Genomic DNA, 25622 nt, shown 5'->3' on the forward strand with positions numbered 1-25622 from the left:
TGCATATGGCATGTAGCTGCAATAACAGGACACAGCTTAACGTAGTCGCTTTTGACGGCGAATGCTGAATTCAGACGCAGAATTTTGTCTGCTTACCGTCCCGGTGTACCATGCCGACAGACGGAATTATTACTCTTAATCTGGAAAAAATTATGACTGCACGCGTGATTGCCCTCGATTTAGACGGAACGTTATTAACCCCGCATAAAACCTTACTCACCTCCTCGCTTGACGCGCTATCACGTGCCAAAGAGGCGGGCTTTCAACTTATCATTGTCACTGGTCGCCATCACGTTGCTATTCATCCTTTTTATCAGGCGCTGGCGCTGGAAACACCTGCTATTTGCTGCAACGGCACCTATTTGTATGATTATCAAGCTAAAACTGTCCTGGATGCCGATCCTATGCCCGTGGATAAGGCGTTGCAGTTGATTGATTTACTGGATGAGCATCAGATTCACGGCCTGATGTATGTTGATGACGCTATGCTTTACGAACACCCAACCGGCCACGTCGTGCGTACCTCCCGGTGGGCGCAGACCTTGCCGCCGGAACAACGTCCGACCTTTACACAGGTCTCTTCGTTAGCGCAGGCGGCGCGCGACGTGAATGCCGTGTGGAAGTTTGCGCTTACCGATGAAGATATTCCCAGGCTACAGCGGTTCGGTCAGCATGTTGAACAGGCGCTTGGCCTGGAGTGCGAATGGTCATGGCACGATCAGGTGGATATCGCGCGCAAAGGCAACAGTAAAGGCAAGCGCCTTACCCAGTGGATAGAAGCGCAGGGAGGGTCAATGAAAAATGTGATCGCTTTCGGCGATAACTACAACGACATCAGTATGCTGGAGGCGGCAGGCACCGGCGTTGCGATGGGCAACGCCGATGAGGCGGTGAAAGCGCGCGCTGACGTTGTGATCGGCGATAACACTACCGATAGCATCGCCAAATTTATTTACACCCACCTGCTATAGTCAGGCGGTGATAGAAACACTTTTCACCTGCGCGTAAAGCCACAGGCCAGGCTTGATACTCAGCTCATCCCTGGCCCACGGGCTTATTCGCGCCCACAGCGTTCTGCCGCCTATTTCAAGCTGGACTTCCACCTGCCCGTTATCGTCATAACAATTCGCCACTTTTGCCCGTAATACGTTGCGGATACTGGTCTGCTGCGGCGGCTGTAGTACCAGCGAGACATCCGACGCCTGTATACGAATACGCAGTGTGGATTGCAGCGGCTGATTGAGTTTATTTACCCACAGGTGCTGGTCGCCAAGCGCCAAAGCGGTCATGGCATAATGCGGGTGATGCTCCAGCACGCTGACTTTCAGAATACTGCTCTGTTGCTCTTTCGGCAGCCACGGGTGCATAACACTGCTTCCCCAGACCTCCTCCAGCGGGCCAAACGCTTTAACCTGTCCATCCTCCAGCACCATGACTTTATCCGCCAGGTGGAGAATTTCATCGAGAGAATGGCTGACATACAGCATGGGAATATTGATTTCTCGCGCCAGCCGTTGCAGGTACGGCAGTAATTCGCGTTTACGCGGGATATCCAGCGAGGCCAACGGTTCGTCCAACAGCAGCAACTCCGGGGCGGTGAGCAATGCCCGGCCTATCGCTACGCGCTGTTTTTCTCCGCCGGACAAGCTCCCCGGCAGGCGATCAAGCAACGCTTCAATTCCCAGCAGCGACACCAGCTTATCAAACTGACCGGTCATGCTTTTCGCCATGCCGTAGCGCAAATTGCCGCGTACTTTGTAATGGGGGAACAGGCGCGCATCCTGGAAAACATAACCGATGCGGCGCTTTTCCGGCGTTAAACAGATACCGTTTTCCGCGTCATGCAACACCCGGCCATTCAGCGCGATGCGTCCTTTTTGCGGGCGAGTCAAACCGCTGATGGCATTAATCAGCGAGGTTTTTCCCGCGCCGGAGACGCCAAAGATAACCGTGATCCCACTGGCTGGCAGCGTTTCGTTGAGGGTTAAACAGTGCATTCCCAGCGTCTGGGAAAAATTAAGCTCCAGCATGGTTAGCGCCCCGTCCGTTCACGGCTAATCCGCGCCAGCCATTCAGAAATCAACAGCGAAATCAGCGCTAATACAATCGAAATCACGCACAGCCTCGCCGCCGCGCTCTCCCCGCCCGGCGTCTGGATCAAGGTATACATGGCGGAAGGTATGGTGCGGGTTTCGCCCGGAATATTAGAAACAAAGGTAATGGTCGCGCCAAATTCGCCAAGCGAACGGGCAAACGCCAGCACCGTACCGACAATAATGCCCGGCAGGGTAAGCGGTAAGGTGATAGTCAGAAAAACGCGCCAGCGCCCGGCGCCCAGCGTTCTGGCGGCCTGTTCAAGCTTGATATCCACCCCCTCCAGCGCCAGCCGAATGGCCCGCACCATCAGCGGGAAGGACATCACCGCCGCCGCCAGCACGGCGCCGCGCCAGCTAAAGGCAAACGTGAGACCGAACCAGTCATACAGCCACTGGCCAATAAACCCGCGTCGCCCCATCGACACCAGCAGCAGATAGCCGACCACCACCGGCGGCAGCACCAGCGGCAGATGCAGGACGCTATCAAGTAAGGCTTTGCCCGGAAACCGGCATCGCACCAGTAACCAGGCAAAAAAGATCCCAAACGGCAGGCTAAACAGCACGGCCAGGGAAGACACTTTCAGGCTAAGAAGGACAGCCTGCCATTCTGGATCGGTCAGTATCATTACTTCGTCGTAAATCCATAACGTTTAAAGATTGCCGAGGCCTGCGGTCCTTTCAGGTAATCATAGAACGCGCTGACGGCCGCATTTTTATGCCCCTCCACGATAGCGATGGGGTATTCCACTTTTTTATGTGAATCTTCCGGGAACGTCGCCACCACGTTGACCCCTTTGCTGGCGACCGCATCAGAACCGTATACAATGCCCAAAGGCGCTTCGTTACGTTCGACCAGCGCCAACGCGCCGCGCACATCCTCGCCCGGCGCCAGTTTCGGTTCAAGCGTTTGCCATGCGCCCAACTTTTGCAGCGCTTCTTTGGCATAAATTCCCGCCGGTACGTGTTGCGGATCGCCCACCGCCAGACGCCCGCCGTTCAGCAGACGAATCCAGTCCGTTTTGTTGTCGATGGTAAACGGTTTCTGCTCGCTGGCTTTCGGCGCCACCACCACCAGGCTATTGCCAAGCAATGTTTCGCGCGTCGTGGTATCCACCGCTTTTTTATCGGCTGCGTAATCCATCCATTTCTGGTCAGCAGAGATGAACAGATCCGCCGGCGCGCCCGCTTCTATCTGGCGCGCCAGCGTTGAAGAGGAGGCGAATGAGGAAACCACATCCACATTTTTCTCTTTTTTATATTCTGCCGCAATGTCTTGCATCGCGTTCGTTAGCGACGCGGCGGCAAATACGGTGATCTTGCCTTCATCCGCCAGCGCATGACCAGCGATGACGAAAGATAATGTCGCCCCTGCGACCAGGCGTAACCAGGAATGCGCCATCTGTAACTCCTTGTGCGTTTCGTTATGTAAACGATAATATAACGATAATCTCAGGGGTTTCCCAGCGGTTATTCATACCCATTAACGATTAAACACAGAAAATATCGGCAGGAAAAGCAGGATCTTGAGTAACAAAAACGCCCGACTGAGCGGGCGTTTGGGGAAATCAGCGGTTCTGTCTGGACTGGTCTTTCTGACCGATACCGGAAAAAATGTTGAACACCTCACCCAGACCGTAAATCAGACCGAGGATGATGGCCATCACTACCGGTACCATGATGACGGCGAATACCAGACTTTTTAATAACTCTAACATGGGCAACTCCAGATATAGTCCTTTTTGTATTTTAACCGCATCACACAGAAAAGCACTCCCCTTTTGTGCGGTCGGCTTTGCGCTGACGCGCTTTTCAGTCACAATAGTCTTTTTACCAGGAGCTGGTTATGCAGGCCGAAATCCTTCTTACCCTGAAACTTCAGCAAAAGCTTTTTGCCGATCCCCGACGTATCTCTCTGCTGAAACACATTGCGCTTTCCGGCTCGATTAGTCAGGGCGCGAAAGACGCGGGAATCAGCTATAAGAGCGCCTGGGATGCGATAAACGACATGAACCAGCTTAGCGAACATATGCTGGTTGAACGCGCAACGGGCGGCAAAGGCGGCGGCGGCGCGGTATTAACCCGCTATGGCCAGCGTCTGATCCAGCTTTACGATTTGCTGGGCCAAATTCAGCAAAAAGCGTTCGATGTGTTAAGCGACGATGACGCCCTGCCGCTTGACAGTCTGCTGGCCGCTATCTCCCGCTTTTCACTGCAAACCAGCGCCCGAAATCAGTGGTTCGGCACCATTACCGCCCGCGATCGCGATCAGGTGCAACAGCATGTCGATGTGCTGCTGGCCGACGGCAAAACGCGGCTCAAAGTCGCGCTGACGGCGCAAAGCGGCGAGCGTCTCGGCCTGGAGGAAGGTAAAGAAGTGCTGATCCTGCTAAAAGCGCCGTGGGTTGGCATTACCCGGGATGCAGCCGTTGCGCGCGCCGCTGACAATCAGTTGTCGGGAACGATCAGCCATATCGAGCGCGGCGCGGAACAGTGTGAAGTGTTGATGGCGCTGCCGGACGGCCAGACGCTGTGCGCCACGATACCGACTGCGGATGCCGCCACGTTAAAGGAAGGCGATGACGTGATTGCCTGGTTTAATGCGGACAGAGTGATTATTGCAACGTTGTGCTAAGCACATTGACATCCGTTGCCGAAAGACGTATCCCTGTCATTCATCGCTGCAAAAAATGGGATGCAAAATGTCATCGTTGCAAATTTCGCAAGGCACGTTTCGTCTGAGCGATACAAAAACACTTCATCTGGATTCGCTGACGCTCAATGCGGGCGATAGCTGGGCATTCGTTGGGGCTAACGGGAGCGGGAAGTCGGCGCTCGCCCGCGCGCTGGCGGGCGAACTGCCGTTATTAACAGGCGAGCGCCAGTGTCGGTTTACCCGCATTACTCGTCTGTCCTTTGAACAATTGCAAAAGCTGGTCAGTGATGAGTGGCAACGTAATAACACCGATATGCTCAGTCCTGGCGAAGACGATACCGGGCGCACTACCGCGGAAATTATTCAGGATGATGTTCACCATCCTGCCCGCTGTGCGATGCTGGCGCAGCAGTTCGGCATTTCCGCTTTACTCAACAGGCGTTTTAAATACCTTTCTACCGGCGAGACGCGAAAAGCGCTGCTGTGTCAGGCGCTGATGTCTGAGCCGGAGTTATTAATCCTTGATGAACCGTTCGACGGGCTTGACGTGACCGCCCGTCAACAACTGGCGCAACGCCTGACGGCGTTGAACCAGGCGGGCATTACCCTGGCGCTGGTACTCAACCGTTTTGATGAAATCCCGGACTTCGTGCAGTTTGCCGGCGTGCTTGCCGACTGTACGCTGGCGGAGACCGGAACGACGGCAGAGTTGCTGCAACGGGCGTTGGTTGCTCAACTCGCGCACAGCGAGCGTCTGACCGACGTACAATTACCCGAACCGGACGAACCTTCCGCCCGCCATGCGTTACCCGATGGCGAACCACGGATCGTACTTAACGATGGCGTAGTCTCGTATAACGATCGCCCTATCCTCCACCACCTAAGCTGGCGAGTCAATCCGGGCGAACACTGGCAGATCGTCGGTCCTAACGGAGCGGGTAAGTCTACGCTGCTTAGCCTTATTACTGGCGATCATCCGCAAGGCTACAGCAACGATCTTACGCTGTTCGGGCGGCGGCGAGGAAGCGGTGAAACAATCTGGGATATCAAAAAACATATCGGCTACGTCAGCAGCAGTTTACATCTGGATTACCGCGTCAGTACCACGGTGCGCAATGTCATTCTCTCCGGCTATTTCGATTCTATCGGCATTTACCAGGCCGTTTCAGACAGGCAACGAAAACTGGCGCAACAGTGGCTGGATATTCTGGGAATCGATAAGCGTACGGCGGATGCCCCCTTCCACAGTCTCTCCTGGGGACAGCAGCGGCTGGCGCTGATCGTGCGCGCGCTGGTTAAACATCCGACAGTGTTGATTCTGGATGAGCCGCTGCAAGGGTTGGACCCGCTGAACCGCCAACTGGTACGCCGTTTTGTAGATGTATTAATTCGCCAGGGAGAGACCCAACTGCTGTTCGTTTCCCATCATGCAGAGGATGCGCCTGCCTGTATTACCCACCGGCTGGAATTTGTACCAGAGGGCGAACGTTATAAGTACGTTTCCGGACGATGCAATAATTAAATGTATTATCAGAATGGCGCCGCGCGCCATTCTGGAACCACTCTCCTTTTATTAAGAATAATAATAACGGTCGATAAGCTTACTATCTCTTGAATCGCTGACCGCCTCATTGTCATAATAATCCTGAAATTTTCGACAATGATGTCGTATGTGAATATAAGGGATTCATTATGGCTTTTCGTTTTCCACAAATAATACTATTTTTACTGGCAGCCATGTTATTTTGCCCCGGCAGTTATGCTGAGCAAAAGCCGACCGCTGCGCAGGAAGCGCGTAAAACCGCCGTTGAGGTCGCTGTTGAAGGCATGAGTCGCGCCGCCGTTGCGGGTCCGACAAAGATTAGTTTAGGTGATAAAGCCACGCTTAATCTGCCGGAAGGATTTACCTGGATACCCGCAAAAGAAGCGGCGGTATTTATGCGTGAAATTGGTAACTATGTTGACGATGAATATTTTTACGGTCTCGTATTTAAAAAGGAAATGAATGGATTTATTTCTATCGAATATGATGATTCTGGTTATGTAAAAGATGATGATGCAAAAAATTGGGATGCCGATGAATTAATGGATAACCTGCGCAAAGGCACAAAAGAAGCGAATAAAGATCGTATTGCAAAAGGCATTGAGCCGATAGAAATTATTGGCTGGATCGAGAAGCCTACCTACGATGCAACCAATCATCGTCTGATCTGGTCCGCCGCCATCCAGGATATCGGCACCAACGAACCACTGAATGAACAAGGCGTGAACTACAACACCTATCTGCTGGGACGTGAAGGCTATTTTTCTTTAAATCTGGTGACCGACAGAGGTTCTGTTGACCATGAAATCCCTCTGGCGAAAAGAATTCTCAGTTCCGTCAAGTTCAACGCTGGACAACGCTACGCTGACTTCAACGAATCAACGGACAAAATAGCGGAGTATGGGCTCGCCGCGCTGATTGGCGGTATCGCGGCCAAAAAAGTAGGTCTGCTTGCTATGCTCGGTATCGCGCTGCTTAAGTTCTGGAAAGTGACCGCCATCGGCGTCGTCGCTGTCGGGGCGCTCGCCAGGAAGCTACTCTCGCGTAAAAAAGACTGACAGCTCCTGCCCCGTCCGTTTCATTCCCAGGCGCGTAACGCGCCTTTTTTCGGATAAAAAGCAGAAGCATTCTCAAGCCAGATGATTTGTAATCATTTAATTGATACAAATGCGTAAAATCACCATTGTGTAAACGATTCCACTAATTTATTACATGTCACACTTTTCGCATCTTTGTTATGCTATGGTTATTCCATACCATAGGCTTAACGGAGCGAATTATGAGAGTATTGGTTACAGGTGGTAGCGGTTACATTGGAAGTCATACCTGCGTACAATTGCTGCAAAATGGTCATGACGTCGTCATCCTCGATAACCTCTGCAACAGCAAGCGCAGCGTGCTGCCCGTTATTGAACGTCTGGGCGGTAAGCACCCGACCTTTGTCGAAGGCGATATTCGCAACGAAGCGCTTATAACCGAAATTCTGCACGATCACGCGATTGATACCGTGATTCACTTTGCCGGCCTGAAAGCCGTCGGCGAATCGGTCGCCAGGCCGCTGGAGTACTATGACAACAACGTCAACGGTACGCTGCGGTTGGTCAGCGCCATGCGTGCGGCCAACGTTAAAAACCTTATTTTTAGCTCCTCCGCCACCGTTTATGGCGATCAGCCCAAAATTCCTTACGTCGAAAGTTTTCCTACCGGCACGCCGCAAAGCCCCTACGGCAAAAGTAAATTGATGGTAGAACAGATCCTCACCGATCTGCAAAAAGCCCAGCCGGAGTGGAGTATTGCGCTGCTGCGTTATTTCAACCCGGTCGGCGCTCACCCGTCGGGCGACATGGGAGAAGATCCGCAAGGTATTCCGAATAACCTGATGCCCTATATCGCCCAGGTCGCCGTGGGTCGTCGCGAATCGCTCGCCGTTTTCGGCAACGATTACCCGACCGAGGATGGCACCGGCGTACGCGATTACATTCACGTTATGGACTTAGCCGACGGGCACGTCGTGGCGATGGAAAAACTGGCAGACAAATCCGGCGTACATATTTATAACCTCGGCGCGGGTGTCGGCAGTAGCGTCCTGGATGTGGTCAACGCCTTTAGTAAAGCCTGCGGTAAACCCATTAATTACCACTTCGCGCCGCGTCGCGACGGCGATCTCCCGGCGTATTGGGCGGATGCCAGCAAAGCCGATCGCGAGCTGAACTGGCGCGTCACCCGCACGCTTGACGAAATGGCGCAGGACACCTGGCACTGGCAGTCACGCCATCCGCAGGGATACCCAGATTAAGGACGTTGTTATGACCCCATTTAATCCCATCGATCATCCGCATCGCCGTTATAACCCGCTTACCGGCCAGTGGGTTCTGGTTTCGCCGCATCGCGCAAAACGCCCCTGGCAGGGGGCGCAGGAAACGCCGTCTCAGCAAATGCTGCCGGCCCACGATCCGGACTGCTTCTTGTGTGCGGGCAATACGCGTGTCACCGGCGATAAAAATCCCGATTACAAAGGGACTTACGTCTTTACTAACGATTTCGCGGCGCTGATGGCCGATACGCCGGATGCGCCGGACAGCCACGATCCGCTGATGCGCTGTCAGAGCGCGCGCGGCACCAGCCGCGTGATCTGCTTTTCTCCCGATCACAGTAAAACGCTGCCGGAGTTGAGCCTGCCCGCGCTGACGGAAATCGTCAGAACCTGGCAGACGCAGACCGCCGAGTTAGGCAAAACCTATTCGTGGGTGCAGGTCTTTGAAAATAAAGGCGCGGCGATGGGCTGTTCGAACCCGCATCCGCATGGACAGGTCTGGGCCAACAGCTTCCTGCCGAATGAGGCCGAACGCGAAGATCGTTTACAAAAAGCCTACTTCGCCGAGCAGCGCTCGCCAATGCTGGTGGATTATGTCCAGCGAGAACTGGCGGACGGCAGCCGCACCGTGGTCGAAACCGAACACTGGCTGGCGGTGGTGCCTTACTGGGCGGCGTGGCCGTTCGAAACGCTACTGTTACCCAAAACGCATGTCCTGCGCATTACCGATTTAAGCGACGAGCAGCGCGACTCTCTGGCGCTGGCGTTGAAAAAGCTGACCAGTCGTTATGACAACCTGTTCCAGTGTTCCTTCCCTTACTCAATGGGCTGGCACGGCGCGCCGTTTAACGGTGAAGAAAACGCACACTGGCAGTTGCACGCGCACTTTTATCCGCCGCTGCTGCGCTCTGCGACCGTCCGCAAATTTATGGTCGGCTATGAAATGCTGGCGGAAACCCAGCGTGATTTAACCGCAGAACAAGCGGCTGAACGCCTGCGCGCGGTCAGCGACATCCATTTTCGCGAATCCGGAGTATAAAAATGAATCTGAAAGAGAAAACGCGCGCGCTGTTTGCTGAAATTTTCGGCTACCCTGCTACCCACACGATTCAGGCGCCAGGCCGCGTCAATCTGATCGGCGAGCACACTGATTACAATGATGGTTTTGTTCTGCCCTGCGCTATCGATTACCAGACCGTAATTAGCTGTGCGCCGCGCGACGATCGTACCGTACGGGTGATTGCCGCCGATTACGACAATCAGGTGGACGAATTTTCACTGGATGCGCCGATCGTGACCCACGATAGCCAGCAGTGGTCTAACTATGTGCGCGGCGTAGTGAAACACCTGCAACAGCGTAACAACGCGTTTGGCGGCGTGGATATGGTCATCAGCGGCAATGTGCCGCAGGGCGCCGGGTTAAGCTCCTCCGCCTCGCTGGAAGTGGCGGTGGGCACCGTCTTCCAGCAGCTTTATCACCTACCGCTGGACGGCGCGCAAATTGCGCTCAACGGACAAGAGGCCGAGAACCAGTTTGTCGGCTGTAACTGCGGCATTATGGATCAGCTCATCTCTGCGCTCGGCAAAAAAGATCATGCGTTGCTGATTGATTGCCGTACGCTCGGCGCCAAAGCGGTTTCCATGCCGAAAGGTGTCGCCGTGGTGATCATCAATAGTAACTTTAAGCGCACGCTGGTGGGCAGCGAGTATAATACCCGCCGTGAACAGTGCGAAACCGGCGCCCGTTTCTTCCAGCAGCCGGCCCTGCGCGATGTCAGCCTTGAGGCGTTCAATGCCGTTGCCAGCGAACTGGACCCGGTAGTCGCAAAACGCGTTCGCCATGTATTGAGCGAAAATGCGCGCACCGTTGAAGCGGCAAGCGCGCTGGAGAAAGGTGATTTGCAACGTATGGGCCAACTGATGGCGGAGTCCCATGCCTCAATGCGCGATGATTTCGAAATTACCGTCCCGCAGATAGACACGCTGGTAGACATCGTCAAAGCGACCATCGGCGATCAAGGCGGCGTGCGCATGACCGGCGGCGGCTTCGGCGGCTGTGTTGTCGCACTGATCCCGGAAGATCTGGTTCCCGCTGTTCAGCAGGCCGTTGCGCAACAGTACGAAGCGAAAACCGGAATCAAAGAAACCTTTTATGTATGCAAACCGTCACAAGGAGCAGGACAGTGCTAAATGAAACGCCCGCACTGGCCCCCGATGGTCAACCGTACCGCCTGCTAACCCTGCGCAATAGCGCAGGGATGGTGGTAACGCTGATGGACTGGGGAGCCACTCTTCTTTCCGCCCGTATTCCGCTGTCTGACGGCAGCGTTCGGGAAGCATTGCTGGGCTGCGCCAGCCCGGAACACTACCCTGAACAGACGTCATTCCTCGGCGCCTCTATTGGCCGTTACGCGAACCGTATCGCCAATAGCCGTTATACGTTTGCCGGCGAAACCGTACAGTTAAGCCCAAGCCAGGGCGAGAACCAGCTACACGGCGGACCGGAAGGCTTTGACAAGCGCCGCTGGCAAATTGTGAACCAGAACGATCGCCAGGTATTATTCGCGCTCACCTCTGATGACGGCGACCAGGGCTTTCCTGGCCATCTTTGCGCCACGGCGCAATATCGTCTGACCGATGACAATAGAATCTCCATCACCTACCGGGCGACGGTCGATAAACCCTGTCCGGTGAATTTGACCAACCACGTCTATTTTAATCTGGACGGCGATCGGACCGACGTGCGCCAGCATAAGCTGCAAATTCTGGCGGATGAGTATCTGCCGGTAGATGAATCCGGTATTCCACGCCAGGGACTAAAATCGGTAGCCAATACCTCGTTTGACTTCCGGATGCCAAAAGTCATTGCCAGTGAATTTCTCGCCGATGACGATCAGCGCAAGGTTAAAGGCTACGATCATGCTTTCCTGCTACAGACGCAGGGTGATGGCAAAAAGCCGGCGGCCCGTCTGTGGTCACAGGATGGAAAGCTACAAATGATGGTTTACACCACCGCCCCGGCGTTACAGTTTTATTCCGGCAATTATCTGGCGGGTACACCTTCCCGCGGGCCGGAACCTTATGCCGACTGGCAAGGGCTGGCGCTGGAAAGCGAACTGCTGCCGGACAGTCCGAATCATCCTGAATGGCCGCAGCCTGACTGTATCCTTCGCCCTGGCGAGGAGTACGCCAGCCTGACCGAGTATCAGTTTATTCCGTTCTAACGATATGCCGCTACATGCCCGATGACGCAAGCTTATCGGGCCTACGCGCCATTGCCCTGCTCAAACCTCCACCACTTAAAGACAAAATCGCAACTCTGAGTTCACAAGAACCTTACACTGCGCCACTATTTTCGCTATGGTTATGCGTAAGCATTGCCGCCAACACCTCGCGGCAATATAATGAGAATTATTATCATTACATATGATTTATAGGAGTGAGAGTATGGCTGTAACTAAGCTGGTTCTGGTACGTCACGGTGAAAGTCAATGGAACAAAGAGAACCGTTTCACCGGCTGGTATGATGTTGACCTGTCTGAAAAAGGCGTAAGCGAAGCAAAAGCAGCGGGTAAACTGCTAAAAGAAGAAGGTTTCAGCTTTGATTTTGCCTACACTTCCGTACTGAAACGCGCTATCCATACGCTGTGGAACGTACTGGATGAACTGGATCAGGCGTGGCTGCCGGTGGAAAAATCCTGGAAACTCAATGAACGTCACTATGGCGCGTTGCAGGGGCTGAATAAAGCGGAAACAGCAGAAAAATATGGTGACGAGCAGGTTAAGCAGTGGCGCCGCGGTTTTGCCGTGACGCCGCCGGAACTGACCAAAGATGATGAGCGTTATCCGGGTCACGATCCACGTTATGCCAAACTGAGCGAGAAAGAGCTGCCGTTGACCGAAAGTCTGGCGCTGACCATCGACCGCGTTATTCCTTACTGGAACGACACCATCCTGCCGCGTATGAAGAGCGGTGAGCGCGTGATCATCGCCGCTCACGGTAACTCATTGCGTGCGCTGGTGAAATACCTAGATAACATGAGTGAAGATGAGATCCTTGAGTTAAACATCCCGACCGGCGTGCCGCTGGTGTATGAGTTCGACGAAAACTTCAAGCCGCTCAAACATTACTATCTGGGCAACGCTGACGAAATCGCCGCGAAAGCGGCTGCCGTGGCGAATCAGGGTAAAGCGAAGTAATCACCTATGCCGGATGGCGGTATAACTGCCTTATCCGGCCTACGAGCAATGGGTAGGCCGGATAAGCGCAGCGCCATCAGGCAATATGTCTTAAACAGCGATCACACCGTCCAGCACCACCTGCAATTTCCCCTGCGAACAGCGCTCCACGCGTCCTCGTACCCGGTACACTTCAGCCAGACGCTCCGCAGTAATCACCGTCTCCGGCGCGCCGCTGGCGACCAGCCTGCCGTCTTTTAGCATCAGGACATGGTCACCATGACGCAGTGCAATATTAATGTCATGCGCCACGACTATCGTCACCCTATTTTGCGCCTGGGTATCCCGACGCACGAGATCCATTACGTGAAACTGATAGTTTAAATCCAGCGCGCTGAGCGGCTCATCCAGCAACAGAAGTTCAGGGCGACGAATCAGCGATTGCGCCAGACCCACTAACTGCCGCTGACCGCCGGAAAGCTGGTCGAGATACTGCAACGCCAGATGCGTTATGCCCAATTGCTCAAGGATAGCCAGTATCTGCGCTCTGCCCTGCGCATTGTCTCTGCCGCCTGATGCCCGCAGTACCACGATAATCGACTCCAGTACATGCAGATGTACGCCCTGCGGTAATGACTGCGGCAAAAATACAACTTTCTGCGCCCGCTCGGCAAACGATAACGACATGAGATCTTCGCCATCAAGCAGCGCCTCGCCGTCGGCGTTATTCAGCCCGGCCAGCGAACGTAGTAACGTCGATTTACCACAGCCGTTCGGCCCCAGCAAAATGGTAATTTTCCCGCGCGGCAGTAAGGGAACGTTGAGATCTGCAATAACCGGCTGAGTGGAATAGCCGGCGCTAAATGAGCGGAGCATTAACCCGCGCATCAGAGACTCCCCCGATGTCGCAATACAATGCTTAAAAAGAACGGAACCCCGACCAGCGAGGTGACAATCCCCACCGGCACCATGACGCCCGGAATACTATTTTTCGCCGCAATAGAGGCCAGCGATAACACCAGCCCGCCTATCAGCACGCTGCCCGGAAGGTAGAAACGGTGATCTTCCCCCAACAGTATTCGCGCAATGTGCGGCGCAACGAGACCAATAAAACCAATCGGCCCGACGAAAGCTACCGCCAGCGCTGATAACAAGCTGATACGCAACAATGACAGCAGGCGTAAACGGCGGACATGAATCCCAAAGCTCATCGCCCTCTCTTCGCCCAGACGTAATGCCGTGAGTTGCCAGGCGCTTCGTAACGCGCAAAAAAGCACAGCAATAAACACCACGGCCAGTACGCCCAATTTTTCCCACGACGCGCGGACCAGGCTCCCCATCGTCCAGAATACCAGCCCCTGCAGCGTATCTTCATCAGCCACAAACTGCATAATGGCGACCAACGCGTTAAAGGTGAATACCAGCGCAATACCGAACAACACCACTCCGGATGCGGCGACGCCTGTCCAACGGGTAATACCGTCCAGGAGTAACGCGGATAAAAGCGCAAAGATGAACGCATTGGCCGGGATAAACCAGGCGGCAGGAATACCGGGAATACCGATCCCCAACACAATCGCCAGCGCAGCGCCAAAAGCCGCCGCGGACGACACGCCGAGGGTAAACGGCGTCGCCAGCGGATTATTTAAAATGGTTTGCATTTCGGCGCCCGCTAACCCTAACGCCATGCCCACCAGTAGGGCCATCAGGGCATAGGGTAAACGAATATCCCAGACAATAACGTGTATGCCCGCATTCACCTTTTCCGGCTGGAAAAGCGCCTGCCACAGCGCACTGAGCGGTAAACCAGAAGACCCACAGGTTACATCCACCATCAGTGAAGCCATCATCGCCAACGCAATAGCTAACATGAGCACAGCCCGTTTTCGTATGATCTGGCGATAGCGCGGAATGACGGGCGTGGAAGCGAAACCGGGGGCTAAAAGTGATTTGTCCTGACAGGTCATGGTTCGGGCTACGTTATTAATCAGAGGAGAATTATAGCGCCGAATTATTTCGTTATATATTTATTTATATTTCGATTAATGACACGGTGGCCTATCTCACCGGTTTCCAATAAATATCCTCCGGCATAGCCCTGTCTCTTGATCAGATCTCCTGATCAAGAGACAGGGCCTGGCTGGGGGTTTTCCATAGACAAAAAAAGCGTGGAGCCATCCACGCTTGAGGCTGCTGACAACGTGTAACCAGGTGGCAATGTTCCAACCACGGACCTACAAAAAGTACGTAATCTGTTGATATTCTCATTTCGTAAGTCAGGCAAAGCGCTAGCTGCCTCTCGCAGAAATGCCAACACAATAGATAATTGTCAGCAGTCCTCATTTTTCAGTCAGCAAATATCGGTCCGGCAGGGAATTTCGCCAGAAACCCGGTGACGGCCAGCAGCGACCATAGCCCGGGCCACTCAATCTGGCGCTCCCGCAGTTCATCATCCAGCGTCATAAGCGCAAACTCACCTTTATCGCCCAGCACGCCGCCCTGCCAGAGCAGCCGCTGCGCCTGCTGCCGCGCCCAGGGAGAATCGCTCTTCCAGGCCAGCAGGTGCAGCAGAGCCTGCTGCAGGCAGACACCGTGAGAATGTTGATCCCGCAACAGCCGCCGGTAAACCGGCAGCGATATGCTGCGCACGGTATAAAAACCGCTGCGGGTTTCGCTGTCAACATCTGCCATGCCAGCACAGAACTGACTGGCCAGGTCACATAAACGATTGTGCGTCAGCGGCTGGCGCAGGGCATCCAGACGACCTGCTGCGGCACACAGCAGCCCGCTCCTTTGCCGTTCTTGTGGCAGCGAATCAGGCAAAACCGCTACCGTTTCAGCCGCCCCGGCCTGCGCATGCTGTACGCCCGCGTCATAACAACGGACAAAGAAATCATGGCTGCCACGGACAATTGACGGGCACGCCAGCAGATTCAGCGCCGGGTGCAGTTGTTCAAGCTCGTCCAGTGATGCCAGCGTATAATTGACAACCACATCTTTTGTCGACGCCCGGCCTTCCGGACGAAATGCTATGGTTTCATTCATCAAAGTCTCCTTATGGGACATTCCCGGCTTGCAGACGGCTGTGAACCCGTAGCCCGGCTCAGCGCAGCGCAAGCCGGGAGAACGTATTTCCCGGAGGCGATGCTGCGCATCTGTCCGGGCTACAGAGCCATGCAATCCGGTAGCCCGGACAGACGCAACGCGCCGCCTCCGGGAAAGGAACAGATTTACATCGCCAGCACGTACTTGAGCATCACGCCGGCGGCTATCGCCGAGCCAATCACCCCCGCCACGTTCGGCCCCATCGCGTGCATCAGCAGGAAGTTCTGCGGGTCTGATTCCAGCCCCACTTTGTTCGATACGCGGGCTGCCATCGGCACCGCCGACACCCCCGCCGAACCGATAAGCGGGTTGATTTTGTTCTTACTGCACAGGTTCATCAGCTTCGCCATCAGCACCCCGGCCGCCGTCCCGATACCAAAGGCAATCACACCCAGCAGCAGAATGCCCAGCGTCTGCGGCTGCAGGAACTTATCCGCCACCAGCTTCGCGCCCACCGACAGCCCGAGGAAGATGGTCACGATATTAATCAGCCCGTTCTGTACCGTGTCGCTCAGACGCTCCACCACGCCGCTTTCACGCATCAGATTGCCAAAGCAGAACATCCCCAGCAGCGGCGCGGCGTCCGGCAGCAGCAGCGCCACCAGTAGTAACAGCACCACCGGGAAGAGGATTTTTTCCCGCTTGCTGACGGTGCGCAGCTGCACCATGCGGATTTTCCGCTCTTTCTCGCTGGTCAGCGCGCGCATAATCGGCGGCTGGATTAACGGCACCAGCGCCATATACGAGTACGCCGCCACCGCGATGGCCCCCAGCAGCTCCGGCGCCAGCTTGCCCGACAGGTAAATGGCCGTCGGACCGTCCGCGCCGCCGATAATGCCGATGGCCGCCGCCTGCGGCAGGGTGAAGGAAATCAGGCCGAAGTAATTCAGCGTCAGCGCCCCCAGCACGGTGGCGAAGATGCCGAACTGCGCCGCCGCGCCGAGCAGCAGGGTGCGCGGGTTGGCCAGCAGCGGGCCGAAGTCGGTCATCGCGCCCACGCCCATGAAGATGACCAGCGGCGCGACACCGGAGCCAATCGCCACTTTGTAGAACAGCGCCAGCACCCCCGGCGTGTAGCCCATGTCCACCGCCAGGTTCTCCATCTGGCTCTGCACCGACGGCAGCGCCAGCGCTAATGCCTCTTTAATGGCGTGCACATCCGGCGCGCAGTTAAGCTTCGCGGCAATCACCGCCAGCTGCCCGGCGTCGTGATGCGCCAGCAGGCTCTCCAGCGCGGTCAGCGCCATGCCCGCTTCCGGGATGTTCGACAGCAGACCGCCGAAGCCAATCGGCAGCAGCAACAACGGCTCGAACTTCTTCGCAATCGCCAGCCACAGCAGCAGCAGGCTGACCAGCAGCATGATGGCCTGGCCTGCGCCGAGGTGCATCAGCCCCATGCCCTGAAGCAGGGCGTTCAGACTTTCCATTTCCGCTCCTCGTCCTTACGCCAGCGTCATCAGGGTGTCGCCCACGGAGACCGCGTCCCCGGACTTCACCGCGATACCGCGTACCGTCCCGGCCTGCGCGGCGCGGATTTCGGTTTCCATCTTCATGGCTTCCAGAATCAGCAGCACATCGCCTTCGGCCACGCTCTGGCCCTCGGTGGCAATCACCTTCCAGATATTGCCCGCCAGCGGGGCGGTGACCGGGGTGCCGGCGCCTGCCGGGGCGGCTGCGGCTGGCGCGGAGGCAGGAACGGCCGCCGTCAGCTGGCTGATATCGCCGCCGTCGCTGACTTTGACCACAAAGGCTTTGCCTTCCACTTCCACGGTGTAGACGCCGGAGGCGGCAGGCTTCTCTGCTTTTGCCACCGGCTGCGCGGTTTCCGCCTGCGGCGGTGGCTCAAACGCCGCCGGGTTGTGGCGGTTCTCAAGGAATTTGAGGCCGATTTGCGGGAACAGCGCCACGGTGAGCACGTCGTCAATGGCGTTTCCCGCAAGCTGAATGCCCTTCTCCTGAGCCTGGTGCTTCACGTCCGCTTCCAGTTCAGCCAGCTCCGGCTTCAGCAGGTCCGCCGGACGGCAGGTCACCGGAGCGCCCCCTTCCAGCACCCGCGCCTGCAGTGCCGCGTTCACCGGCACCGGGGTGTGCCCGTATTCGCCTTTCAGAATGCCGGCGGTCTCTTTGGCAATGGTTTTGTAGCGTTCCCCGGTCAGCACGTTGAGCACCGCCTGGGTGCCGACAATCTGCGAGGTGGGGGTCACCAGCGGGATAAAGCCGAGGTCCTCGCGCACGCGGGGGATTTCCGCCAGCACCTGGTCGAGTTTGTCCGCCGCGTTCTGCTGCTTCAGCTGGCCTTCCAGGTTGGTGAGCATCCCGCCCGGTACCTGGGCCACGAGGATACGGCTGTCGTAGCCCTTCAGCTGGCCTTCAAAGGCGTGATATTTCTTGCGCACCTCGCGGAAGTACGCCGCGATGCTCTCCAGCTTCAGGATATCCAGCCCGGTGTCGTGTTCCGTGCCGGCAAGCGTCGCCACCAGCGCTTCGGTGGCCGGGTGGCCGTAGGTGGCGCTCATGGAGGAAATCGCCGTGTCCACGCCGTCGACGCCCGCCTCGATAGCCTTCAGCAGGGCCATTTCCGCCATCCCGGTGGTGGCGTGACAGTGCAGGTGCAGGCGCACCTCAAAACGTTTTTTGATTTCGCTCACCAGCTCATACGCCGCCATCGGTGTAAGAATGCCGGACATATCCTTGATGGCAATCGAGTCAACGCCGGTTTCCAGCAGTTGCTCTGTTAAATCCAGCCAGGTCTGCAACGTGTGCGCCGGACTGGTGGTGTAGGAGAGTGTGCCCTGGGCGTGCGCGCCGTGGCTGCGCACCGCCTGCAGGGCGGCTTTCATATTGCGCGGGTCGTTCATGGCATCGAAGACGCGGAAGACGTCCATGCCGTTTTTCACCGCCCGCTCAACGAAGCGTTCCACCACGTCATCGGCGTAGTGGCGATAACCGAGCAGGTTCTGGCCGCGCAGCAACATCTGCAGGGGGGTTTTGGGCATGGCTTTTTTGAGCTCGCGCAGGCGGACCCACGGGTCTTCGCCGAGGAAACGGATGCAGGCGTCAAAGGTGGCGCCGCCCCAGCACTCCAGCGAGCCGTAGCCGACATCGTCAAGCTGAGCGGCAATCGGCAGCATATCGTCAAGGCGCAGGCGGGTGGCGAAAAGGGACTGGTGGGCGTCGCGCAGGACGACATCGGTAATGGCAATGGTCATGGATTCCTCCGTAAATTAAGGGTTAAGGCGGCGATGGTGGTGGATAGCGGCGGCAATCACCGGCTTGAGGCGGGCAAAGTCGTCCGCGGGCGCGGCGGCGGCAGGTGCCAGTTTTGGCACCGGAGCCGGCTCAGGGAAGAAACGGTTGACGGCGGCGGACATGCCGCGGATGGCGAAAATCAGCAGGAACAGAAACGCCAGCACGAACCCCATGCCGAGGAACATCAGAGTGAAGCCTTCACCTAATAGCACCGAACTATTCATAATAAAGTCTCAAATTTAATAATCTAAAATAGAAAAGTAATATCAGGCATTAATAGAAGGGATAAAATATCGGTAGTAAAATCATACTAACGATAAAACAAACCAAACTAATCGCCAGTCCGGGTTTTAAAAAATCTTTAAATTTAACATTCCCCGGGCCAATAATCATTGAGTTTGCTGGAATAGCCATTGGGGTACAAACAGCAACACTACTCGCAATAAAAACAGCAATAACAACTGCACGAGGGTCTGCGCCAATAGACTGTGCGATAGTCCACCCTACCGGGCATAACAACGTACATGCTGCAGTGTTACTCATAACTTGAGTCAAAGCCCATGTAAGTATCCACAATGATGCCATAATAATCATAACGCCAGAATCTCCGGTTACTGAAATAACGGCATTGGCAATCATTTCTCCAGCACCAGTAGAATTAAGCGCGGCTCCTAAAGGCATCATAAACGCAAGCATGAAAACAGTTAGCGTTTCAAAAGAATTAAAAGTTTCCTTTTGTGTCAAAACGCCAGCAAATACAAGAACAATAGCCGCACAACATGCAATAATATGCATTGGAGGCAGAAACTTAATATAATCAGTTGCCACCATTCCAGCGATAGACAGAATAAAAACGGCTAAAGTTAAATTTCTATGCCAGGCCGGAATTTGGCTATAATCCATTTGAGAATCAGATTGTGTATTTCCATCACGATCTGCGATGAGTTTTGAACCGAAGAAATAGAGAAATATAGAGCATGCAATCAGCAAAGGAATACCAATTTTAGCGTATTCGAAAAATGGCACCGACAGACTTCCCTTACTAAAAGTTTCAATAGTATTTTTAGCAATCAGATTTCCTGGCGAACCGATAATAGAAATGTCAGCACCGATTGTTGCCCCAAAAACCAGAGGCATAAGAAGTTTAATAGGCTTAATCTGACTACTGGCGGCAATACCTAAAACAATAGGAATTAGCACAGCAACTGTTCCGCTATTAGAAACAAAGGCAGACATAACTCCACCAATAAGAAAAATCAATACACTAAGGCTTCTTTCTGTTTTAGCATATTTTAGTAAAATTTTACTTGATTGCCATGCCAAACCTGTTTTAAAAAATGCCGCACCGAGTACACACATGGCGACGATAAGAATAACATTCGCATTTACGATTGAAGCAAAAATATCCTTAGCATCGATAACACCGGTAAAATAAAGTGCCATTGGGACCATAAATGCAACTAATCCCATAGGAAGACGATCGCTAACAAAGATAATTATTGCAACCACTAAAACCAACAAAGTAATAATCGCTGGTGACATGTATACGTCCTTATATTATTAGGGTACAAAAACAACTCATTACAGTCATGAATACAACTGCAACAAGCATAAATCACATGTTATACTAAAATTACATCTAATTAATTTCTATTGAGAAAGAATACACTCACATAAATAACAACACTTACCCGACAAAGGCATAACATATTCTTACTGCTTTTGTTTCTGTTTAATCAAATAATTTCCTCTTAAAATCTGTCTGTGTATAATGCTACTTATATAAATGAAACTCATCCAATGCTAATAAGGTTGCAGCTTATGCAATATCGGCATCACCTCGAACTAACATGGCTCGAAGACTGTCTGGCTCTAAAAGAAACGTTGAATTTCTCAAAAGCGTCTGCCTCAAGATATGTGACTCAACCCGCATTTAGTCGTCGGATACAATCTCTCGAAGAATGGGTGGGTACGCCCCTTTTTGAAAGAAGTAAACGGGGAGTCACCCTTACCAAGGCCGGAGAAGTATTTACAGACCAGCTTCCCGAACTGATCCACTCCTTGTACACATTGAAAAGTGATACCCTTGAGGTCGCAGGTAATAAACAACCTAGTCTTGTTTTTTCAGCAACGCATGCTTTGTCTTTCTCTTTTGTACCGCATTTGTTAAAACAGAGTGATAAAATTGCAAAATTTGGTTCATTTCGTCTTTTATCTGACTCATTGAATGCGTGCGAAAAAATGATGCGGCAGGGAGATTCACAATTTTTGCTGTGTCACCATCACCCACATATGCATCTAAATTTAAATAAAAATAACTTTATGAGCATTCGTCTTGGGTTTGATACATTAATTCCATTCAGTAAACCAGACTCAGAAACGTTAAAACCGTTGTGGAATATAAATAATAAGATTCAATTCCCTTACCTTTCTTTTTCATCACAATCAGGTCTGGGAAGAATAATAGCAAATACAGCGTCTATTAACAGAATTACCCATAATATAAATGTTGCCTTTGTGGCCGATCTGGCAGCAACACTATTGGCAATGGTCAGATCTGGCGATGGTGTTGCCTGGATACCTCAAAGCCTTGCCAGGCAAGATATAGAGGCTAAAACTATTGTTACTGCAGCGGAAAAAGAAAGCAATTTATGGGTACCCATAGAAATAAGACTTTATAGACCAGCCAAGAGAATGCCTCCAGATGCCGAAGAGCTATGGGAAATTTTTGTTGAAGAACAAATATAATTATTTAATTGTAAAATGTTCTTTAATATAATCCTCAATGAATTTAATTAACGCTCTGGTTGCATATGATAAATATTTATCTTTCTTCCAGGCCAAACCAATCGTAACATAAGTCGGCTCAGTCATGGCCTTGGTTATTACTTTTTCGGCTTTAAGATCGACAGCGTCCAAAATGAAAGAAATTCCTTCATTTTTAGCAACCAGATCTATGTTGGTTTGAACCCTGTTTGATGATAGAAAAATATGTGTATGAATTCCTCGCTTTGTACATTCTTCAATAATCGTTTTTCTATGCCAGGAATCTTTTTTCATTAGTATCAATGGCTCATATTGTAGATCTTCCCAATCGATACTATCCTTTTTTGCCAGGGGATGTTTATCTGACATACATACCACGTGCTGCTGAGTCATTAATGGGACCGTAACTAATTCTTTTGGACAGTCATTAATAATAACAATAGCAAGATCCAGCTCTCCAGCAGAAAGTTTATCATGTAAACCAAAAGTCCCCTCTTCAACAAGAGAGAGTTCCATCTCTGGATAAATCTCTCGGAAATGCTTGAAGAGCGGTGAAAAAAGAAACAAACTTATCATCGGTGGGATCCCCAAAGTTACTATGCCACCATTTTCATTACGATAATCTTTCATTTCCGCTACGCTATTTTTTAACGCAATAAGGATAGGTTCAATTTTTTGTAAGAAAAACATGCCCTCCTCAGTAAGGACAAGTTTATTTTTCTTTCTGTCAAATAATGTCACCCCTAATTCAGTCTCTAACTTCTTAATAGCAATGGTGATATTAGGTTGAGAAACAAAATGCCGCTCAGCAACTCTGGTTAAGTTACCTAACAAAGAAGCGCTTACAAAATATTCTAATTGTCTAATTTCCATCTATTTTCCACTACTATAAATAAAATTTATCATTTAATAAAAATAACATATTTCCTTCCTACAATGAATACGAATATCATGAAAATGTGATCAATGGATAAAACAATGCAACATAGCACTGGAGGGAGTATGAGTCGTATATTAAATACAGAAATTATCATTCCGGTTATCGAAAAACTTGTAAAAAAAGCTTGTTATGAACTGGATGATAATCTCATGTGTTCTTTTCGTAAAGCATATGATAAAGAAGAGTCAAAGATCGGCAAGGAAACCATTAAGATATTAATTGATAATGGAGAGTATGCAAAAAAAGAACAACTTGCATGCTGCCATGATACCGGCACTTGTATCGTTATAATGGAAATTGGACAACATGTATGCTGGGAAGGTAAGCCGCTTAAAGATCAGGTGAACCAGGGTGTTCGCCAGGGCTATGAAAATGGATACTTAAGAAAATCCATGGTTGCAGATCCATTAGAACGTATTAATACTAATGATAATACTCCTGCAATTTTACATACTGAAATTGTTGATGGTGACCGAGTGACAATTACCGTTATGCCAAAGGGCGGCGGTAGCGAAAATATGGGAACTTTTAAAACATTGCTTCCCGGCGATGGTATTGATGGTATAAAAGATTTTGTTCTGGAAACTGTCCGTCGTGTAGGAGGCAATCCATGCCCTCCTTATATTATTGGTATCGGCGTTGGCGGTACAATGGATCACTGTTCGTGGATGGCGAAGAAAGCATTATTACGCCCTCTTGGTGAGTTCAATGCTAAACCACTTTATGCCCAGCTCGAAGCTGAATTATTAGAGGCCGTGAATAATACAGGGATCGGCCCTTTAGGTATGGGCGGGCGTATTACGGCGTTAGGCGTGCATGTCGATTACTATCCTTGCCATATTACTGCACTGCCAGTCGCAATCAATTTCCAATGTAATGCAAGCCGCCACGCTAGTGAAATCATTTAATACCTGGAGAAGCTATGATGGAATTAACATTACCATTGACTAAAGAGAAAGCGAAAACTCTTAAGGTCGGCGATATATTATTTCTCACTGGATTTGCTTACACCTGCCGTGACGCCGCGCATAAAAAAATCGAAGTAGCGCTTAGTAACGGAGAAAAATCACCAGTCGATTTTCAAAACCAAACGATTTACTATGCTGGCCCCTGCCCTGCCAGACCTGGTTTACCTATTGGCTCCAACGGTCCTACAACGGCCGCACGTATGGACCCATTTGTAGAAATGATGTTTCAACAAGGGGCAACTGCGTTTCTTGGCAAAGGCGATCGTGCTGATTATGTCGCTGAGCTTTGTAAAAAATACGGTGGGGTTTCGCTACTCGGGATTGGAGGAGCGTCTGCAATTAATACAAAACATGTTAAATCAGTAGAAATTGTTGCCTACGAAGAATTAGGAACAGAATCCATTAAGAAGTTATATTTTGACCGCTATAGAGTCATTGTAGGAATTGATTCGGAAGGAAATACTCTCCAGAAGCAGGAAGTACCCAAGTACGCCAAATAATAATACATTAATATTGGCAATATCGGTCCGGTAGGCTGTTACCGGACCGATATGTTTTCTATCCTGCACTTCACCACAGGATAGAAACTAAACTTAGCCGCGACGGGCTTTTACCGCTGCCGACAACTGACGAAGCAGCGCATCGGTATCTTCCCAGCCAATACAGGCGTCAGTAATGCTTTTACCGTAGGTCAGCGGCTGACCGCTTTCCAGACTCTGGTTTCCTTCTACCAGATGACTCTCGACCATCACGCCAATAATCGCTTTTTCACCGCCCGCTATCTGCTGACAGACATCGGCGCAAACCTCCATCTGCTTTTGAAATTGCTTACAGGAGTTGGCATGGCTGAAATCGATCATGACCTGCGGCGTCAGTCCCGCTTTGGTGAGGCCTTCTTTCACCTCAGCAACATGCTGCGCGCTATAGTTTGGCGCTTTACCGCCGCGCAGAATGATATGGCAGTCGCCGTTGCCGCTGGTATTCACAATCGCCGAATGACCCCATTTAGTGACGGAGAGGAAGCAATGCGGCGCGCCGGCGGCGTTGATGGCGTCAATGGCGACTTTAATCGTGCCATCAGTACCATTTTTAAAACCGACCGGACAAGAGAGGCCAGACGCCAGTTCGCGATGAACCTGGGATTCAGTAGTCCGCGCGCCAATGGCGCCCCAGCTCATCAGATCGGCCAGATATTGCGGCGTGATCATATCGAGGAATTCGCCGGCGGCAGGCAGGCCGCTGTCGTTAATATCCAGCAGCAGTTTGCGCGCAATACGCAGACCGTCGTTAATCTGGAAGCTGTTATCCATGTGCGGATCGTTAATCAGCCCTTTCCAGCCGACGGTGGTACGCGGTTTCTCAAAATAGACGCGCATGACAATTTCAAGCTCGCCTTGAAGCTCATCGCGTAGCGCCAGCAAACGGGCGGCATACTCTTTCGCCGCTGCCGGATCATGAATTGAACAAGGACCGATCACCACCAGCAGACGATCGTCATTGCCTTTGAGAATTTTATGGATGGCTTTGCGCGCGTGAGCAACGGTATTTGCTGCATTTTCCGTGGCGGGAAACTTTTCCAGCAGCGCGACCGGAGGTAATAACTCGTTGATTTCTTTAATGCGTAAATCGTCGTTCTGATAATTCATGTTTATTCCAGTGTTGCCGTACTTATCCCAATGAATGCAATCCCTCCAATCTATCTCTTCAATTAAATAGTGTAAACGGGCTTTTACACTTTGAACGGAATAATCCTGGAATTCAGGAAAAAAACGCACAAATGTAGCGAAAAATGGGATCTAACCTACACTT

25 protein-coding genes are annotated in these 25622 nt (G+C 52.3%); 12 read left to right on the forward strand and 13 right to left on the reverse strand.

The features are described from left to right. The first annotated feature begins 152 nt into the window (after positions 1-152). Positions 153-971, forward strand: coding sequence for a pyridoxal phosphatase (locus ACLJPQ_RS02590; protein ID WP_080185162.1), 819 nt, complete (start codon positions 153-155; stop codon positions 969-971). Here the strand turns inward: ACLJPQ_RS02590 and modC are convergent, their stop codons facing one another. The 4 genes from modC to ACLJPQ_RS02610 all read right to left on the reverse strand — a co-directional run bounded on the left by modC (position 972) and on the right by ACLJPQ_RS02610 (position 3811). Continuing rightward, on the reverse strand, positions 972-2030 hold the full coding sequence (modC, locus tag ACLJPQ_RS02595) for a molybdenum ABC transporter ATP-binding protein ModC (RefSeq protein WP_080185155.1): 1059 nt from the start codon (positions 2028-2030) through the stop codon (positions 972-974). It lies immediately after the preceding gene. Positions 2031-2032: 2 nt separating this feature from the next. Then, complete coding sequence (gene modB / locus ACLJPQ_RS02600) at positions 2033-2722, reverse strand: molybdate ABC transporter permease subunit (protein ID WP_000604026.1); 690 nt, start codon at positions 2720-2722, stop codon at positions 2033-2035. Beyond that, a complete protein-coding gene (gene modA, locus ACLJPQ_RS02605) occupies positions 2722-3495 on the reverse strand; it encodes a molybdate ABC transporter substrate-binding protein (protein WP_001522982.1) in 774 nt (257 codons plus the stop codon). Before modA ends, modB begins: the two co-directional genes overlap by 1 nt. Positions 3496-3661: 166 nt before the next feature. Further along, the gene (locus tag ACLJPQ_RS02610; RefSeq protein ID WP_000891513.1) at positions 3662-3811 is read right to left on the reverse strand and encodes an AcrZ family multidrug efflux pump-associated protein; all 150 of its coding nucleotides are present in this window, start codon (positions 3809-3811) and stop codon (positions 3662-3664) included. Between the two features lie 128 nt (positions 3812-3939). Between ACLJPQ_RS02610 and modE the strand changes: the two genes are divergently transcribed. The 8 genes from modE to gpmA all read left to right on the forward strand — a co-directional run bounded on the left by modE (position 3940) and on the right by gpmA (position 12806). Further along, entirely contained in the window at positions 3940-4728 is a 789-nt protein-coding gene (gene modE / locus ACLJPQ_RS02615) for a molybdenum-dependent transcriptional regulator (RefSeq protein WP_001147416.1), read from the forward strand. 67 nt (positions 4729-4795) lie between these two features. After that, complete coding sequence (gene modF, locus ACLJPQ_RS02620) at positions 4796-6271, forward strand: molybdate ABC transporter ATP-binding protein ModF (protein ID WP_079954576.1); 1476 nt, start codon at positions 4796-4798, stop codon at positions 6269-6271. 170 nt (positions 6272-6441) lie between these two features. Next, the gene (locus ACLJPQ_RS02625) at positions 6442-7350 is read left to right on the forward strand and encodes a DUF2167 domain-containing protein (RefSeq protein ID WP_000885519.1); all 909 of its coding nucleotides are present in this window, start codon (positions 6442-6444) and stop codon (positions 7348-7350) included. A 221-nt stretch (positions 7351-7571) separates the two neighbouring features. After that, positions 7572-8588 (forward strand): UDP-glucose 4-epimerase GalE, encoded by a 1017-nt coding sequence (gene galE / locus ACLJPQ_RS02630; RefSeq protein ID WP_001265465.1) that lies wholly within the window; start codon positions 7572-7574, stop codon positions 8586-8588. A gap of 10 nt (positions 8589-8598) precedes the next feature. Beyond that, positions 8599-9645: a galactose-1-phosphate uridylyltransferase gene (galT, locus tag ACLJPQ_RS02635; RefSeq protein ID WP_080185154.1), complete on the forward strand. Its 1047-nt coding sequence runs from the start codon at positions 8599-8601 to the stop codon at positions 9643-9645. A 2-nt stretch (positions 9646-9647) separates the two neighbouring features. Further along, positions 9648-10796, forward strand: a complete 1149-nt coding sequence (gene galK, locus ACLJPQ_RS02640; RefSeq protein ID WP_001049364.1) for a galactokinase — start codon at positions 9648-9650, stop codon at positions 10794-10796. Beyond that, entirely contained in the window at positions 10790-11830 is a 1041-nt protein-coding gene (galM, locus tag ACLJPQ_RS02645; protein WP_000931428.1) for a galactose-1-epimerase, read from the forward strand. The genes galK and galM overlap by 7 nt, the downstream gene beginning before the upstream one ends. Before the next feature lie 223 nt (positions 11831-12053). Then, the gene (gene gpmA / locus ACLJPQ_RS02650) at positions 12054-12806 is read left to right on the forward strand and encodes a 2,3-diphosphoglycerate-dependent phosphoglycerate mutase (protein WP_000301556.1); all 753 of its coding nucleotides are present in this window, start codon (positions 12054-12056) and stop codon (positions 12804-12806) included. Between the two features lie 90 nt (positions 12807-12896). Here the strand turns inward: gpmA and ACLJPQ_RS02655 are convergent, their stop codons facing one another. From ACLJPQ_RS02655 to ACLJPQ_RS02685, 7 genes are all read right to left on the reverse strand, one after another. Then, positions 12897-13673 (reverse strand): ABC transporter ATP-binding protein, encoded by a 777-nt coding sequence (locus ACLJPQ_RS02655; RefSeq protein WP_001214710.1) that lies wholly within the window; start codon positions 13671-13673, stop codon positions 12897-12899. Beyond that, positions 13673-14752 (reverse strand): FecCD family ABC transporter permease, encoded by a 1080-nt coding sequence (locus ACLJPQ_RS02660; RefSeq protein WP_000128336.1) that lies wholly within the window; start codon positions 14750-14752, stop codon positions 13673-13675. Before ACLJPQ_RS02660 ends, ACLJPQ_RS02655 begins: the two co-directional genes overlap by 1 nt. Before the next feature lie 379 nt (positions 14753-15131). Continuing rightward, a complete protein-coding gene (locus ACLJPQ_RS02665) occupies positions 15132-15830 on the reverse strand; it encodes a triphosphoribosyl-dephospho-CoA synthase (RefSeq protein ID WP_080185153.1) in 699 nt (232 codons plus the stop codon). 185 nt (positions 15831-16015) lie between these two features. Continuing rightward, a complete protein-coding gene (locus ACLJPQ_RS02670) occupies positions 16016-17317 on the reverse strand; it encodes an oxalacetate decarboxylase subunit beta (protein WP_000444887.1) in 1302 nt (433 codons plus the stop codon). 15 nt (positions 17318-17332) lie between these two features. Next, positions 17333-19099 (reverse strand): sodium-extruding oxaloacetate decarboxylase subunit alpha, encoded by a 1767-nt coding sequence (gene oadA / locus ACLJPQ_RS02675; protein ID WP_138010033.1) that lies wholly within the window; start codon positions 19097-19099, stop codon positions 17333-17335. A gap of 15 nt (positions 19100-19114) precedes the next feature. After that, positions 19115-19363, reverse strand: a complete 249-nt coding sequence (locus ACLJPQ_RS02680; RefSeq protein WP_001529440.1) for an oxaloacetate decarboxylase subunit gamma — start codon at positions 19361-19363, stop codon at positions 19115-19117. Positions 19364-19412: 49 nt separating this feature from the next. After that, positions 19413-20681 (reverse strand): SLC13 family permease, encoded by a 1269-nt coding sequence (locus tag ACLJPQ_RS02685; protein ID WP_000074128.1) that lies wholly within the window; start codon positions 20679-20681, stop codon positions 19413-19415. 222 nt (positions 20682-20903) lie between these two features. On the opposite strand from ACLJPQ_RS02685, the gene ACLJPQ_RS02690 reads away from it, so the two are divergent. Beyond that, complete coding sequence (locus ACLJPQ_RS02690; RefSeq protein WP_080185007.1) at positions 20904-21887, forward strand: LysR family transcriptional regulator; 984 nt, start codon at positions 20904-20906, stop codon at positions 21885-21887. Here ACLJPQ_RS02690 and ACLJPQ_RS02695 read toward each other — a convergent pair whose 3' ends face one another. Next, the gene (locus ACLJPQ_RS02695; protein WP_000405927.1) at positions 21888-22778 is read right to left on the reverse strand and encodes a LysR family transcriptional regulator; all 891 of its coding nucleotides are present in this window, start codon (positions 22776-22778) and stop codon (positions 21888-21890) included. A 129-nt stretch (positions 22779-22907) separates the two neighbouring features. On the opposite strand from ACLJPQ_RS02695, the gene ACLJPQ_RS02700 reads away from it, so the two are divergent. Both ACLJPQ_RS02700 and ACLJPQ_RS02705 read left to right on the forward strand, forming a co-directional pair. After that, positions 22908-23753: a fumarate hydratase gene (locus ACLJPQ_RS02700; protein WP_000086831.1), complete on the forward strand. Its 846-nt coding sequence runs from the start codon at positions 22908-22910 to the stop codon at positions 23751-23753. A gap of 14 nt (positions 23754-23767) precedes the next feature. Further along, positions 23768-24313, forward strand: a complete 546-nt coding sequence (locus tag ACLJPQ_RS02705) for a FumA C-terminus/TtdB family hydratase beta subunit (protein ID WP_000970374.1) — start codon at positions 23768-23770, stop codon at positions 24311-24313. Between the two features lie 93 nt (positions 24314-24406). Here ACLJPQ_RS02705 and aroG read toward each other — a convergent pair whose 3' ends face one another. Continuing rightward, positions 24407-25459: a 3-deoxy-7-phosphoheptulonate synthase AroG gene (gene aroG / locus ACLJPQ_RS02710; protein WP_001109234.1), complete on the reverse strand. Its 1053-nt coding sequence runs from the start codon at positions 25457-25459 to the stop codon at positions 24407-24409. Positions 25460-25622 lie beyond the last annotated feature (163 nt).

The sequence above is a fragment of the Salmonella sp. SAL04213 genome, from assembly GCF_046550535.1.
In the GTDB taxonomy this organism is placed as follows: Bacteria; Pseudomonadota; Gammaproteobacteria; order Enterobacterales; family Enterobacteriaceae; genus Salmonella; species Salmonella enterica.

Excerpts from the sequence above, each read along its gene's own strand:
- ACLJPQ_RS02590 (WP_080185162.1), top strand. The coding sequence starts at position 153 with ATGACTGCACGCGTGATTGCCCTCGATTTAGACGGAACGTTATTAACC.
- modC (WP_080185155.1), bottom strand. The coding sequence starts at position 2,030 with ATGCTGGAGCTTAATTTTTCCCAGACGCTGGGAATGCACTGTTTAACC.
- modB (WP_000604026.1), bottom strand. The coding sequence starts at position 2,722 with ATGATACTGACCGATCCAGAATGGCAGGCTGTCCTTCTTAGCCTGAAA.
- modA (WP_001522982.1), bottom strand. The coding sequence starts at position 3,495 with ATGGCGCATTCCTGGTTACGCCTGGTCGCAGGGGCGACATTATCTTTC.
- ACLJPQ_RS02610 (WP_000891513.1), bottom strand. The coding sequence starts at position 3,811 with ATGTTAGAGTTATTAAAAAGTCTGGTATTCGCCGTCATCATGGTACCG.
- modE (WP_001147416.1), top strand. The coding sequence starts at position 3,940 with ATGCAGGCCGAAATCCTTCTTACCCTGAAACTTCAGCAAAAGCTTTTT.
- modF (WP_079954576.1), top strand. The coding sequence starts at position 4,796 with ATGTCATCGTTGCAAATTTCGCAAGGCACGTTTCGTCTGAGCGATACA.
- ACLJPQ_RS02625 (WP_000885519.1), top strand. The coding sequence starts at position 6,442 with ATGGCTTTTCGTTTTCCACAAATAATACTATTTTTACTGGCAGCCATG.
- galE (WP_001265465.1), top strand. The coding sequence starts at position 7,572 with ATGAGAGTATTGGTTACAGGTGGTAGCGGTTACATTGGAAGTCATACC.
- galT (WP_080185154.1), top strand. The coding sequence starts at position 8,599 with ATGACCCCATTTAATCCCATCGATCATCCGCATCGCCGTTATAACCCG.
- galK (WP_001049364.1), top strand. The coding sequence starts at position 9,648 with ATGAATCTGAAAGAGAAAACGCGCGCGCTGTTTGCTGAAATTTTCGGC.
- gpmA (WP_000301556.1), top strand. The coding sequence starts at position 12,054 with ATGGCTGTAACTAAGCTGGTTCTGGTACGTCACGGTGAAAGTCAATGG.
- ACLJPQ_RS02655 (WP_001214710.1), bottom strand. The coding sequence starts at position 13,673 with ATGCGCGGGTTAATGCTCCGCTCATTTAGCGCCGGCTATTCCACTCAG.
- ACLJPQ_RS02660 (WP_000128336.1), bottom strand. The coding sequence starts at position 14,752 with ATGACCTGTCAGGACAAATCACTTTTAGCCCCCGGTTTCGCTTCCACG.
- ACLJPQ_RS02665 (WP_080185153.1), bottom strand. The coding sequence starts at position 15,830 with ATGAATGAAACCATAGCATTTCGTCCGGAAGGCCGGGCGTCGACAAAA.
- ACLJPQ_RS02670 (WP_000444887.1), bottom strand. The coding sequence starts at position 17,317 with ATGGAAAGTCTGAACGCCCTGCTTCAGGGCATGGGGCTGATGCACCTC.
- oadA (WP_138010033.1), bottom strand. The coding sequence starts at position 19,099 with ATGACCATTGCCATTACCGATGTCGTCCTGCGCGACGCCCACCAGTCC.
- ACLJPQ_RS02680 (WP_001529440.1), bottom strand. The coding sequence starts at position 19,363 with ATGAATAGTTCGGTGCTATTAGGTGAAGGCTTCACTCTGATGTTCCTC.
- ACLJPQ_RS02685 (WP_000074128.1), bottom strand. The coding sequence starts at position 20,681 with ATGTCACCAGCGATTATTACTTTGTTGGTTTTAGTGGTTGCAATAATT.
- ACLJPQ_RS02695 (WP_000405927.1), bottom strand. The coding sequence starts at position 22,778 with ATGGAAATTAGACAATTAGAATATTTTGTAAGCGCTTCTTTGTTAGGT.
- ACLJPQ_RS02700 (WP_000086831.1), top strand. The coding sequence starts at position 22,908 with ATGAGTCGTATATTAAATACAGAAATTATCATTCCGGTTATCGAAAAA.
- ACLJPQ_RS02705 (WP_000970374.1), top strand. The coding sequence starts at position 23,768 with ATGATGGAATTAACATTACCATTGACTAAAGAGAAAGCGAAAACTCTT.
- aroG (WP_001109234.1), bottom strand. The coding sequence starts at position 25,459 with ATGAATTATCAGAACGACGATTTACGCATTAAAGAAATCAACGAGTTA.